Consider the following 13,986-nt stretch of genomic DNA (forward strand, 5'->3'; position numbering starts at 1 on the left):
TCATTTATATTAACGCTAAAGTGCTTTGATTTCATTCACGATTTTTTCCATCTTCATTCCCCGGGAACCTTTTACTAATACTATATCTCCCAGGTTTAAATACTTTTTGAGAACGGCAATTGCTTGCTCATTATCTTCAAGTGCAAATATATCCTCTTTTTGCATACCAGCGTCAACTGCTCCTTCAGCAATTAGCTTCGCCATATCTCCTACAGTTACTAGTAAATCAATTTGGCATTTACTTGTAAAATTACCAACTTCCCTATGACCGGAATCTGTATATTCTCCAAGCTCATACATATTTCCCAGTACTGCAATCTTTCTTTTACCTTTATGCTGTTTAAGTATCCTTAACGATGCTTTCATTGAATCGGGATTTGCGTTATAAGCATCGTTTATGACTGTAGATTCCTTTAGCCCTTTAATTACTTCTAACCTCATTTGAGATAGTTTTACCTTCTCTAAACCTTCTTGGATTTTCTCTGGTGAAAGTCCTAGCTCTAAAGCAATTCCTATAGCAGCCATGCTATTATATACATTATGTTCTCCTGGCAAAGGAATTGAAAAGTTAAGTTTATGATCCCCTATAGTAACTGTAAATTTGGATGAAAAATCGTTAACTTCAACTTCATCTTCTAGAAGTACTTCACATGAGCCATTTTTGCCGAAAAACAGTGTTTTCCCCTGAAAGTTGCAAGAAATTTTTTGTGCATAGGGTGTGTCTCCATTGATAACTGCTAAGCCCCCTTTTGGCAAACTTGCTATTAACTCTCCTTTAGCTGCGGCAATTTGCTCTTGACTACCTAGAATTTCAATGTGTGTTGTGCCAATATTTGTAATTACCCCAATATCAGGTTTTGCGATTGTACATAGTTTCTCTATTTGCCCAATTCCCCTCATTCCCATCTCAACAACTAATACTTGATGATATTCCTTCAGTCTGAACAGTGTGAGGGGGAGTCCAATTTCATTATTAAAGTTGCCTTCTGTCTTTAGCGCATTATATTCCTCACTTAATACTGAGGCAATTATGTCCTTAGTAGTGGTCTTTCCATTACTACCTGTAATACCAATCACTTTTAGATTAATGCTTTCCTTATAATATTTCGCAAGATTTTGTAATGCTATTAATGTGTCTTTGACTACAATCAGATTTTGTATCTCAAGCTGCGAATAGTTAAAGCTTTCATCAACTATAGCTGCATTTGCTCCCTTTTCCATTGCGCTAACCACAAAGTCATGCCCATCAAAGTTATCGCCTTTTAGTGCAATAAACAATTCTCCAGGTTTTAAATTTCTCGTATCAGTTGAAACTCCAGTTATGTATTTTTCTAAGAAATATTCATTATCTGAAGCTAAATGGCCCGAAACTCCTTCTAATACATCTTTTATCTTAATTTTCATAGCCCATGCTCCTTAACACTTGTTTTGCTACTAATCTATCGTCAAAAGGATAAACCTCGTCTTTCACAACTTGGTATGTTTCATGACCTTTTCCAGCAATTATTATTATATCTCCTTCAGTAGCCACTTTTATTGCACTCTCAATGGCGTCCAGTCTATTTTCAATAACTTTGTACTGATTTTTACTGATTTCACTTTCTACACCTGGGATTATATCTTCAATTATCTGTAATGGTTCCTCACTTCTAGGATTATCAGATGTAATTACGCAAAAATCACTATGTTTAGCAGCCACTTTTCCCATTTCTGGCCGCTTAGTTCTATCCCTATCGCCACCACAACCAAAAACTGTTATTAGCCTTCCCTTTACAAAGCCCTTTGCTGTTTGTAGTACATTCTCTAAGCTGTCTGGGGTATGTGCGTAGTCTACTATTACAGTAAACTTTTGATTTCCCTGTACAGTTTCAAACCTTCCAGCCACTCCTGTAACTTTTTCTAACGCTTTTTTAACAACTTCTGGAGGTATACCATCTTTTAATGCCACACTAGCTGCCGCTAACGAATTATATACATTAAAAAGCCCAGTTAGTTGTAAATTAAGGGCAAATGATCCGCCCCAGTATTTTAGAAGATAACTTACTCCTTTATTTGTTACCTTAACTCGCTCCGCTTTAACATCACATTCTTTCTTAATTCCATATGTAATAACTTTAACCCCGGTGCTATGTATGAATTTATCACTAAATTTATCGTCAATATTTATAACTGCAAACTTTTCCCTCTTTTTATGATTACTTTTACCTAGCTCTTTAAATAATTTAAGCTTTGAGTTCATATAATGTTCAATATTCTTATGATAATCTAAGTGGTCTTGGGTCAAATTAGTAAAAACAGCAACATCAAATTCAACTCCATAAACCCTCTCTAGATCTAAAGCATGAGAAGAAACCTCCATTACACTATAAATGGCTTGTTCCGCAACCATTACGTTTAATAGTTTTTGTAATTCAAGATTCTCAGGAGTTGTATGACTTACTGGAAATGAGTGTTCACCTATTCTGTTTTCGATTGTGCCGATAAGTCCCACTTTCATGTCGGCTTCGTTAAAGATTGCCTCAATTAAATTAGTAGTTGTTGTTTTACCGTTAGTTCCAGTTACACCGATTAACCGTAGCTTATGAGAGGGGTTATTATAATAATTTGCTGCAATTGCTGCCATAACTTTTCGGCTATTTTTTACTTTTATTACAGTAACATCACTAGGTATTTCTACAGGTTGCTCTACTACTACAGCTGTAGCTCCTCTGGTAATTGCATCCTGCACAAAGTCATGTCCATCTACATTTTGCCCTTTAACGCATATAAATAAATTGCTAGATTCTATTTTTCTGGAATCATAATTTATGCCTTTAACTGTTTGATCGAGATCCCCTTGAAGCAAGTCAAATTCAATTCCAGTTAAAATACTTCTTAACGTACTAATCATTCACATCACCTCTCCTGAAAAACTAAACCCAAAAATAAGTAAAAAAACCCGTTATTGGGTAGTATTACAATAATACTACGTTTTTAACCCAATAAAAAGGGTTGGAGTTGAAATTAGATATTCCAAACTCCAACCCTCCTTAGGGACCTGAAAAAGTAGTTTCATGCTGTTCAAATTTAACTTTAATAACTGTTTCTCTTGGCACTCTTTTCCCTGAATCTACACTCTGCTCTATGGCTAGACCTGAAGATTCTTCAACTACCTGCATTTTTAGTCCAATTGAGTTAAATATCTGTGCAGCTTCTCTTATTGTCTTGCCTTTAACATCAGGTACCACCACTGTTCCGTTCTCTTCTGGTTCAGTTTGCTCATTATCTAAATATAAAATAATTCTGGAGTTTTGTAAAACCCTTGCTCCAGAAGCAGGTGTTTGGGCTACTACATAATCTCCCTCACCGCTCCGTTCCGGCCTTAAACCCTCTTGCCTTAATTTGTTTTCTGCGTCATTAAGATCCATATTTACTACATTGGGAACTTGAACCGTAGCAACTTCTTTTGTTTGACCATTATTTTCTCGCTCTTCGTCACTATATTTCGGAGCTACTTCTAAGTATCTCAACACATCTACCATGACGTTTTTAAATACAGGGGCTGCTATTTGCCCTCCATAATACGCTCCTTGAGGTTCGTCAACAACAACTAAACCAACTACTTGCGGGTTATCAGCAGGTGCTAATCCCACAAAAGAAGCAACATATTTCCCAGGTGCATACCCACCTGATTCAGCAACTTTCTGAGCTGTACCAGTTTTACCTGCAATTCTGTATCCTTCTATATATGTATTTCTTCCAGTCCCATTTTCAACCACTGATTCAAGTATTTCTAAAGCCAAATCCATGGATTGCTTGGAGGCAACCTTTCGAACAACTTTAGGCTCCAGCTTCTCAATCAGCTTACCGTCATGATCTCGAATTTCTTTAACTAGTTGAGGTTCCATTAGAACTCCACCATTTGCTACAGCAGAGACAGCAGAGACAAGCTGTATCGGGGTAACAGCAATAGCCTGACCCATCGAAATAGTAGCATTGTTTATTTGCTTCAGTTGACTTTCAGGTATCATAATTCCCGTAGCTTCACCAGGCAACCTTATCCCTGTCTGTTTTCCAAAGCCAAACCCCTTAATATATTGATATAGTAGGCCTTGCTGTTTTTCTTCTAAACTCAATCCTAACTTAATAAAGCCTGGATTGCAAGAGTTTTCTACTACTTCTGTATAAGTTTGGCTCCCATGCCCACCAGTTCTATGACATCTTATGGTTTCCCGTCCTATTTTAATTGAACCAGCACAACTCATCCCCTTATTAGGATCAAAAATGCCTTCCTCTATAGCTGCAGCAAGAGTGATGATCTTAAAGGTCGATCCTGGCTCGTAGTTATTTGAAACAGCTATGTTTCTCCAAGTAGATGATGGATATTGGCCAAAACTATTTGGGTTGTAAGCCGGCCTGCTACCCAGAGCTAATATCTCTCCTGTATCAGGCTTCATTAATATTATGGTAGCACTTTTTGCCTGGGTTTCAGCAATAACTTTATCCAATTCTCGTTCTACAACATATTGGATAACCTCATCTATTGTTAGAATTAAATTGTGTCCAGGTACTGGTGGAATATATTTATGTAAGGCATGGGGGATTTCCCTCCCCCCAGCGTCGTACTCTACTCTTATTCTGCCTGAAACACCCTTGAGTTCTTTTTCATAGGTTATTTCAATTCCCTCAAGCCCTTGGTTATCAATTCCTGCAAATCCGAGCACATGAGAAGCCAAGGTATCTTTTGGGTAAAACCTCTGATTTTCTTCAATAATTGCAATTCCCGGGAAATCTAAATCCTTTATTTTTTGTGCTTTATCAAAATCGACTCTTCTCTTTATATATTCAAAAGAGCTCCTCTTAGAAATTCTATCTAAAACTGCCTCATACTCCAACTCTAATATATCAGCTATAGCCTGAGCAATTTCCTCTTCTCTTTCTGACTGCCGAACTTGGGGTGGTATGGCAATAACTGTATCCGCACTTACACTAACAGCTAATTCCTTTCCATTTCGGTCGTAAATTGTACCCCGCTTTGCTAACACTTCTATATCACGCATTCGATTGTCAAAGGCTCTCCGATGTAGTTCTTCTCCTTTGACTATCTGCAACCATGCTAGTCTTGCACCTAATGCAACAAAAATAAGTGTAGCTATAAGAAATATTACTGCTATCCGCTTTCGCGAAATTATGTTTGCACTATCTGACATATTCTACCTCCCAGTGCTCCTCCAAGCCTATTTAGCAAATATCTGGGCAATTACTTGAATAAATGGGTTGAGTTCGTACCTCTCTTTTTCAAACACAATAGTAGTCTTCGGTGTAGACTCAGACCCCTTTGTTGTCATATTGCCTACATCATAGTTATTGCTACTATTGCTTGCCAAGAATTTGTAGTCCTTGCGATCTGCTGGAACCATACCAAGTTCATTTACAGCAATAGATTCAACCCGCTCTAGCGACTGTAGTTGTGCTATCTGCAGGTGAAGGCGCTGATTAGAGGTTTCTAGCTGCGCTATTTCATCCTTTAATTTGAGAACTTCGTAGCCCGCACTTGTAATCTTGGCATATTGAGCTGTTAGGCCTATACCAACTGCAAAGCCTAGCAACACAAGAAAAATAGTCAAGGCTCTTAATTTGGTTGTGCCCTTTTTATTAGACTGCTGGTATCTTTTTTTCTTCCTAAAGCTGCTATCAACGCTTGGAGTTGGATTATACTTTTTCTCAGCTAATACCAAGATTATTCAACCTCCTTAATTTTTAGAACTATTTACCTTCTCAGCAACCCTCAACTTTGCACTTCTAGCCCTTGGATTATTTTCTAACTCTTCTTGTGCAGATATAATAGGCTTTCTTGTAATATTTTTTAACAGCCTCTTATTACCACATGCGCATTGAGGTAACCCTGGTGGACAAGTACACCTGCCCTCTCTACTTTTTATGAACTTTTTAACTATTCTATCTTCTAAAGAATGAAATGTTATAACACAAATCCTACCTTTTGGCTTCAATATTTTTACTGCCTCACTTAAACTTTCCTCAAGTGCTCCTAACTCATCGTTCACATGTATTCTCAACGCTTGAAAAGTTCGCTTAGCGGGGTGAGGACCATCAGCTCGTGCACCTTTTGGGATGGCAGCTTTTATGATATCAACTAATTGTCCAGTGGTAGCTACTTCTTCCTTAGTTCGAGCTTGAATAATAAATTCAGCTATCCTTTTTGCCCACCTTTCTTCACCGTAATCCCAGATAATATTTTCAAGTTCTCTCTGAGAGTATTTATTCACCACATCTCTTGCTGTTTCTAAAGCTCTTCGATCCATCCTCATATCCAGTGGAGCATCTTTTTGATAACTAAATCCCCTTTCTTCTCGATCCAGTTGGGGTGACGACACTCCTAAATCAAATATTATGCCGTCTACACCAGTTACATCTCTCTTTGACAGCTCATTGTTTATATTAATAAAGTTACTGTGTATTAGCTCCACCCTAGGGTCTTCTTTCCACTCACTCTCTCCTCGATCAATGGCCCATTGATCTTGGTCAAATGCATACAACTTTCCATTTCCTTGTAGCTTTTCTAAGACAGCCCTTGAGTGTCCTCCACCACCTAAAGTACAGTCCACATATACACCACCTGGCTTGACATCTAGCATATCTATGGTTTCTTTTAATAGTACTGTCACATGTTCATAAGTCATTTTTTCACCTCAGAATTTTTATAAATCTATCTCAAAGTCAACCAGCTTCTCTGCAATTTCTTCATAAGAGCCCTCAGCTGTGTCACTGTACGTATCCCACTGAGCCTTACTCCAGATTTCAACTCTATTGGAAACACCTAATAATACTGCATCTTTTTCTAACTTTGCATAACTTCGCAAATTGCTAGATATTAATATTCTGCCTTGTTTATCTATTTCACATTCTATGGCACCGGAAAAGAAAAATCTTACAAAAGCTCGAGCATCCGCTTTAGTAAAAGGCAGACTCTTTAATTTTTGCTCTAAGTTTTTCCACTCTTCCATGGGGTACACAAAAAGACAGTTGTCCAGTCCTTTAGTGACAACAAATTTTTCTCCCAATCCATCTCTAAACTTGGCGGGAACAATTATTCTTCCTTTACTGTCAATTGAATGTTGGTATTCTCCCATAAACATACCACAATCACCCCACTAAGTGGTCCAGCCCACCACTTTCCTCCACTTTGAACCACAACAGTATTATTCTCCATATCCTGGTTATATCCTGCTTTATTTTTAGTCGAATTTGTGACATTTTTCTAATATAGTATGAATTCGCGACAAAAGTCCTAAATACAAAAAAACACCAACTATAGTTGGTGTCTCTACCTAACAAATATGGGGTTAGAAAATATCCACGGTTTTAATTTTCCTTTAATATCATTGTAAACCTCTATTCTATATACTCCCACTTCGGTAACTGGAACTTCAAGATATTCTCCCCACGTTTCTTTAATCATTCTTCCATTTTGAAACAGTTTTATTAATCCTTTTCGAGGTACAGTGGCTTCAATCCACAGTGGTTCTTGATATTTTACAGTACTGCCCATACCCCTTAAAGCACTTTTTTCATTTTTTATATTCATGCGGAAGCCCTTAGTAGCGTAATAAAAATCAAACCCAATAAAGCAGCTGCCTTTTTCTAAAGCCTCGTACACATTTTTCTTATCTAGCTCTAAGTCTCCACTTAAAGACTCCTCTGTTAAGATGTGCGTATTTACGGTCTTAAATAAAAAATCATAGGGAAACACTTCTTTGATAAAAGGCCCTCGTCCCACTTTTACAGCATGGGCATCTGATCCACCAACTAATACTATGTGTCGTTCTTGCCCTATTTGGTCTATCTTTTCTAAGGCTTCACTGCAAGGACCATCAATTTTCATATTAGGATTAATAAAGGTAGAATATAGAACTCTGGGTATGCTAGTAGCTCCATCACGCCATTGGGAGCAATAATTCCATACACAAATACCTGTATATCCTTTTACATTCCAGTCAATCCACCTATAGGCCTTGCCTTTAAAGAAAAGAGGTGAGCCTTTTTCAAAGGGATGAGCTATAAAGCCTATTCCACCTTGATCTATTACTTGATTTATTACCTCTTGAGGATTATCTGTGTTACTAGTAATTTCTTTTGTAATATTCATACTCAAGTAGTGGTTATGGCTTGTGTTTTCTTCAGATCCAATCAATACTAGAACCTGGTCATAATAGCCTTCTTTCCCACGATGCATTCCTTTCAATGTTTGGTGATCTGTTACAACCACTATATCTATTTTAGCTTTTTCAGCACATTTAGCTATATGCTCGATGCTTCCACTTCCGTCTGAGTAATGACTGTGAATGTGAAGATTACTTATGTATTCGTACACTTATATCAAACCTTCTTATTATACTTTTTATGATACAAATATGCTCCTATGACTATTATTAATGCAATTAAAACTAGTTCCCAACCAATAATTTTAGTTAACTCTAAAATTCCTAAGCTTGCTAAAGATACAATAGTAGCTGAAGTCACTACCCCAATTATCTGAGCTGCAAACATAGGACCAGGTTTTAAATTAAAGAGAAATGCTAATAAAGTACCCGTCCAAACACCAGTCCCTGGCGCTGGTATAGAAACAAATAAAGCCAATCCTACAACCCCATATTTCTTCACTTTTTCACTCTTTGACCTAGTCTTTGCAAATATCTTGTCAATAATACTCTCGCCAAGCTTAAAGTAACTTAAAATTTTAATCCCTGGCTTTAAGAGAAAATAAATCGGCAGAATAGGAACTAAATTTCCCAGCACTGCCATAAACCATGTGGTAGTCGGATCCAAACCTAATGCTATCCCAATAGGTATAGAGGCTCTCAGCTCTGTTACTGGTATCATAGACATTATAAAAATTTGCCATTTTAATTGCAAACTTGAAAGAAAATATAAAATAATTTCTGCCATACTAACCTCTCACTTTATTTATTTTTTCACCGAGCAATCTAGTGGTTTCGTAAACTTGAATGCTTAAATCTATATTAAGGGCACCTGCTCCACAGCTTGGAGTTATCATTATTTGTTCCATAAGTCTTTTTTCATTGACTCCTTTTTTCACAAGTTGATTTAGCTGATTAAATAATTTTTTATATAACGAATCCACCGTTTCTTTTATCAAATACTCAGATGTAGGTACAATTCCAAAAGCTAAAATACCACCCTTTTTTAAGAATGCATCAATTTCTTCTGGATATACAGCTAAAGAACTAAAGTACTGATATGCATCAAAATTAACAACCTTAATACCCGAATCTAATAGCATTGGCCAATCTGTTTTGGCACAGGTATGACTACCTGGAATTCCTCCTGCCTCTTGAACCGCATTAAATATTGCTTTTAAATCCTCTAGTACTTGCTCTTTCGTAAGTGTTATATGAGTTGAAAGCCCTAAAGAATACAGCCCGGGGTCATCTACAAATACCACCGCAGGATAACCTGTTTCCACTAATTTTTTTGTTTGCCATTTAGCATGATTAGCCAGTGTTTTAACTAAGACATCTCTTAATTGAGAATTATAATAACTAGATCGCCTATTATGCTCCGTAACTTGAAGCCCCAGTGTTACAGGGCCACTTACTTGCCCCTTTACAGCAACTATGTCTTCAAAGTAACCTGATTTCACTTTATCTAAATATGAATAAAACCCTAAAGCAGAATTTTTGGAAAATCCAAAGTAATTTAATGCTTCTTCTTCCACTTCAGCTCTTATATGTAGCTCATAAAAAGCTGTTAATTGCTCTAACCAACTGTCACTTTCAGTGTCAAATTGGGGCGTTTTCCCCTCTACAGTTTTAACTAATTCAAGTTTAATTAAACTTTCTAAGTATTGATTAATAAATCCCTCATTATACGAACGCATTGGCAACTGCACCCAATGAGGTATTTTTGAGAAACAGTCTCTTATTAATCTATTAGCTTCATCTACATCTCTATGAGGAAGGCTTCCTATACCAGTAGCACTAAAATTCCCTAATTCTTTTATCACTGTCCTTCATCTCCTTTATAAGCTTCTACGGCTTTCAAAGAGGTTAACGCCAAAATCCTTACCCCTAAAACCAATGCTCTTTCATCAATATTGAATTTTGGGTGATGAAGGGGATATGTAGGACCTTCTTTAGCACCAGCTCCTAGCTGGATAAACACCCCGGGAACCTTTTTGCAATAAAAAGCAAAATCTTCTCCTCCCATAGATGGCTCCGCGATACTCATTGTTTTACTAGCGCCTAAAACTTCTTGTCCGACACTTCTTACTATATTAGCCATATCTTTGTCATTAACCACAGAGGGATAACCTGGATTAAATTTCAATTGATACTTCCCTCCATAGCTATTAACTACACCCTCTGTTAATTTAGCAATTAATTCTTTTACTCTTCTCCTTGTTTCTTCATCAAAGGATCTACAGGTTCCTTCCATCACAACTTGATCAGGTATAATATTGGGAGCAGACCCACCATTAATCTTGCCAATAGTAACCACTACTGGATCTGTAGGGCGCGTAAGCCTACTGGGGATAGTCTGCAACGCATTAATTACTTGTGCCGACATGACTATTGGGTCTACTGACTGGTGAGGGTAAGCTCCGTGCCCCCCAACTCCTTTAATAGTTAATTGAAAGCTATCTGCAGCAGCCATTAAAGGCCCAGCCTTTACTCCTAAAGTGCCCACAGGGTAATTAGTGTAAATGTGTAATCCTGCTATAGCTTTTATATTCTCAGCTTCAAAAACTCCATCATCTATAACATCGATAGCTCCTCCTGGAGCTTTTTCCTCCGCTGGCTGAAATATAAATACAATACTCCCTTGTATTAAGTCTCTCATTGCATACATTACTTTAGCAACACCTAACAAGATTGCACAGTGTGCATCATGACCACAGGCGTGCATTACACCTTTATTATTGGACCTATAATCAACCTCATTCATTTCTTCCACAGGTAGTGCATCCATATCTGCTCTCAAAGCGATTGTGGGTCCTGGTTTTCCACCAATTAATTTGCCACAAACTCCAGTGTTAGCGATTTTTCTATTAGGTATCCCAATGCTGTCTAGAATTTTAGTAATGTACTCTCCGGTTTCTCTTTCTTGAAAGCTTAATTCGGGATTAGCATGAAAGTGTCTTCTCCACTGAATTATTTCACTTTCAAATTTAGATGAGTAATGCAAAATTTCTTTTTTTAACTCGTATCTAACAACTATTTATAACCCCTCCCACTTGTAATCTTTCTAGTTATCAAAATGCTCTGCCATACTTAAGTACCGTTCGCCTGTATCTGGAAGCAGGATAACTACTCGCTTGCCTTTACCCAACTCCCTGGCAACTTCCATCCCTGCAACTAAAGCTGCTCCAGCCGATATTCCTACTAGAATCCCTTCTTTTTGAGCTAGTTCCATACTTGCTTTATATGCATCCCGATCTTCTACTTTTACAATTCGATCCAACATCTCTAAGTTTAATATCTGAGGCACAAAACCTGCACCTATTCCTTGTATTTTATGACTTCCAGGTTTTCCACCTGATAAAACAGACGATTTGATAGGTTCAACCCCAATAATATTTATATTCCCTATCTCATTTTTTAAAACCTCTCCCACACCAGTTACTGTTCCTCCAGTTCCTACTCCTGCTACAAAAGCATCCAGTTTTTTATTTGTTTGGTCCATTATTTCTTTTGCAGTAGTTTTACTGTGAACTTGAGGATTTGCAATGTTTTCAAACTGCCTTGGCATGAAGTAATCTGAATTTTTTTCTACTAACTCCTCCGCCTTAGCAATAGCTCCCTTCATTCCCTCTGCACCCAGTGTCAATTTCAATTCTGCACCATAAGCCTTTAGTAGATTTCTTCTTTCAATACTCATGGTATCAGGCATAACTAGTATTAGGTTATAGCCTTTAGCTGCAGCAACCATAGCTAGTCCAATTCCTGTATTGCCACTAGTTGCTTCTACTATTGTATTGCCTGGTTTTAAGACCCCCTGTCCTTCTGCTTCCTCAACCATATTTAAAGCAATTCTATCTTTGACACTACCCGCAGGGTTAAATGCTTCTAATTTGACAAATATTTCTGCCATTTCTTCCGATACCATTTTACTTAACTTCACCATTGGTGTATTTCCAATCAATTCTAGAATGGAATCTGCAACTCTGCTTGTCATATTAACTGCCGCCTCCCATAAACATTAAAATATCCACCTCATCACCTTCAGAAAAAGTAACCTTTTTAAAATTTTCTCGCTTCAATACTTCACCATTAACACATACTGTTACCACTTCAGGCTTTAACTCCAATGCTTGCAAAAGTTCGTTTACATTAAGACCAGCTTTTATCTCCTCTTTCTTTCCGTTTAAGATAATTTCCAATCCAATCACTCCCGTAACTTAATATGCTTTTTAAAAGGGTCCTACTAAAAGCGAAGCAGAACCTTACTTAAGTTCATAATTTTTCAATTCGTTAATTGTTGAATTCTCACCGCATACTGGACAATTTTCATTTCTATTAATTTTTACTTCTCTAAAGGATGTAGTTAAACAGTCAAATGTTAGCAGTCTTCCTACTAACCCTTCTCCTACTTCCAATAATATCTTAATTACTTCACCAGCTTGAAGTACTCCCATGGTACCTGCAACTGCTCCCACTACACCTGGCTTCTCGGGAACAGCACTCTGTGGCGGAAGCTGTGGAAACACACATCTATAACATGGTCCTTCAAAGGGCTTAACGGTCATTATTATACCTTCCCACCCCAAGATAGCTGCTTCTACTAATGGCTTTTTAGCCATTACACAAGCATCATTTAACAAAAACCTACCTGGAAAATTATCCATACCTTCCACAATTACATCATAACCTTTGATTAGGTCCATTATATTCTCTGAATTAATCATTAAATCATGCTTCTCTATGATCACATTGGGGTTTAGTTCCTTTAGTGTTTTCTCAGCTGAGTCCACCTTTGGGGTATTTAAACGAGATGTCTTGTGTAGAATTTGCCTTTGCAAATTTGACAAATCGATATTATCAAAATCAACTATTCCCAGTGTTCCCACTCCTGCAGCTGTAAGGTAAAAACACGCCGGCGAACCCAACCCACCTGCTCCCACAACTAGTACTCGCTTTTGTTTCAATTTTTCTTGCCCTTCAACACCAATCTCTTTTAAGATAATTTGTCGACTATACCTTGTACGCTCTTCTTCAGAAAGCACTTTTACCCCCCCTTTTAGATTTTGTATTAAAGCTTTTCCTGTAAAAATTTACTCAACTGTGTCAGTGTGCCTTGATAGTCTGTTTTATAATTCCCTTCCGATCTATCGATTAGGTAATCTTCAACTAAATAAGTTTTCATTCCTATTTCCCGAGCTATCAAATCCTCTTGAGCATCGTTGCCTACCATCAAACAATTTACAGGATTAATTTTTATTTTATCCGCAATTTGCTTGTAATACTCCAGCTGAGGCTTACAATAACTCATGTTTTCGTAGGAAGTTATGTACTTTACCGGTAACTTGTCAACATTTACCCACTTTAACCTCTCTTTAATAGCCCTCATGGGGAAAACTGGATTTGTGGCTATCACTACGTCTCTACCACTTTCAATAACTCTTTCCACAACTTCTCGGCTCAAGTCACTGTCCTTTGTAAACTGTCGAAGTTTTGGAAATTCCTGCTCATAAAATTGTTCTATTTCCTCCAAAAGCTCCTCTGACCTTCCTTCAAAGTGAGGCAGAAAACTTTCCATAAATACTTCCTCATTGGTTCTATCGCTTAAATCATTTATCATGGCATCTGTCGCGCTCATTAATACCCTTACAAATTTTTCAGGTTCCATATGATTTGCAACTTTCACTGAAATCATTTTTAAATAATAGGTCAAAAATTCCTCTGTATTAACGGGAAGCAGTGTTCCATCAAGGTCAAACAAAACTACTTTAATTTCTTTCATTATTAT

At 37.4% G+C, this 13,986-nt stretch carries 14 protein-coding genes; all 14 read right to left on the minus strand.

The genetic code is table 11. The annotated features are described in order from the left end of the window. Positions 1–15: 15 nt before the first annotated feature. Positions 16–1,404 carry a UDP-N-acetylmuramoyl-tripeptide--D-alanyl-D-alanine ligase gene (locus GGQ84_RS05725; RefSeq protein WP_429160352.1) on the minus strand — a complete coding sequence of 463 codons (1,389 nt, stop codon included), beginning with the start codon at positions 1,402–1,404 and terminating at the stop codon, positions 16–18. Further along, positions 1,394–2,890, minus strand: a complete 1,497-nt coding sequence (locus tag GGQ84_RS05730; protein WP_429160354.1) for a UDP-N-acetylmuramoyl-L-alanyl-D-glutamate--2,6-diaminopimelate ligase — start codon at positions 2,888–2,890, stop codon at positions 1,394–1,396. The genes GGQ84_RS05725 and GGQ84_RS05730 overlap by 11 nt, the downstream gene beginning before the upstream one ends. A gap of 139 nt (positions 2,891–3,029) precedes the next feature. Next, positions 3,030–5,189, minus strand: a complete 2,160-nt coding sequence (locus tag GGQ84_RS05735; protein WP_429160356.1) for a stage V sporulation protein D — start codon at positions 5,187–5,189, stop codon at positions 3,030–3,032. Between the two features lie 27 nt (positions 5,190–5,216). Further along, on the minus strand, positions 5,217–5,717 hold the full coding sequence (locus tag GGQ84_RS05740; protein ID WP_429160359.1) for a hypothetical protein: 501 nt from the start codon (positions 5,715–5,717) through the stop codon (positions 5,217–5,219). A gap of 15 nt (positions 5,718–5,732) precedes the next feature. After that, positions 5,733–6,680, minus strand: coding sequence for a 16S rRNA (cytosine(1402)-N(4))-methyltransferase RsmH (rsmH, locus tag GGQ84_RS05745; protein ID WP_429160361.1), 948 nt, complete (start codon positions 6,678–6,680; stop codon positions 5,733–5,735). Between the two features lie 18 nt (positions 6,681–6,698). Continuing rightward, positions 6,699–7,136 carry a division/cell wall cluster transcriptional repressor MraZ gene (gene mraZ, locus GGQ84_RS05750; RefSeq protein WP_429160364.1) on the minus strand — a complete coding sequence of 146 codons (438 nt, stop codon included), beginning with the start codon at positions 7,134–7,136 and terminating at the stop codon, positions 6,699–6,701. A gap of 188 nt (positions 7,137–7,324) precedes the next feature. Beyond that, positions 7,325–8,371 carry a PHP domain-containing protein gene (locus tag GGQ84_RS05755; RefSeq protein WP_429160367.1) on the minus strand — a complete coding sequence of 349 codons (1,047 nt, stop codon included), beginning with the start codon at positions 8,369–8,371 and terminating at the stop codon, positions 7,325–7,327. Between the two features lie 5 nt (positions 8,372–8,376). Then, positions 8,377–8,946, minus strand: coding sequence for a COG2426 family protein (locus GGQ84_RS05760; RefSeq protein WP_429160370.1), 570 nt, complete (start codon positions 8,944–8,946; stop codon positions 8,377–8,379). A gap of 1 nt (position 8,947) precedes the next feature. Further along, positions 8,948–10,024, minus strand: coding sequence for a uroporphyrinogen decarboxylase/cobalamine-independent methonine synthase family protein (locus tag GGQ84_RS05765; protein ID WP_429160373.1), 1,077 nt, complete (start codon positions 10,022–10,024; stop codon positions 8,948–8,950). Continuing rightward, positions 10,021–11,205, minus strand: coding sequence for a M20 metallopeptidase family protein (locus tag GGQ84_RS05770; protein WP_429160375.1), 1,185 nt, complete (start codon positions 11,203–11,205; stop codon positions 10,021–10,023). The genes GGQ84_RS05765 and GGQ84_RS05770 overlap by 4 nt, the downstream gene beginning before the upstream one ends. Before the next feature lie 60 nt (positions 11,206–11,265). Then, a complete protein-coding gene (gene cysK / locus GGQ84_RS05775; protein ID WP_429160378.1) occupies positions 11,266–12,195 on the minus strand; it encodes a cysteine synthase A in 930 nt (309 codons plus the stop codon). 1 nt (position 12,196) lies between these two features. Next, positions 12,197–12,400 (minus strand): sulfur carrier protein ThiS, encoded by a 204-nt coding sequence (gene thiS, locus GGQ84_RS05780; RefSeq protein ID WP_429160381.1) that lies wholly within the window; start codon positions 12,398–12,400, stop codon positions 12,197–12,199. A gap of 63 nt (positions 12,401–12,463) precedes the next feature. Continuing rightward, positions 12,464–13,243 carry a HesA/MoeB/ThiF family protein gene (locus GGQ84_RS05785; RefSeq protein ID WP_429160384.1) on the minus strand — a complete coding sequence of 260 codons (780 nt, stop codon included), beginning with the start codon at positions 13,241–13,243 and terminating at the stop codon, positions 12,464–12,466. Between the two features lie 26 nt (positions 13,244–13,269). Continuing rightward, entirely contained in the window at positions 13,270–13,980 is a 711-nt protein-coding gene (locus GGQ84_RS05790) for an HAD family hydrolase (RefSeq protein ID WP_429160386.1), read from the minus strand. Positions 13,981–13,986: the final 6 nt, after the last annotated feature.

Origin of the sequence: Desulfitispora alkaliphila (genome assembly GCF_050433185.1) — a bacterium.
GTDB classification, from domain to species: Bacteria; Bacillota; Desulfitisporia; order Desulfitisporales; family Desulfitisporaceae; genus Desulfitispora; species Desulfitispora alkaliphila.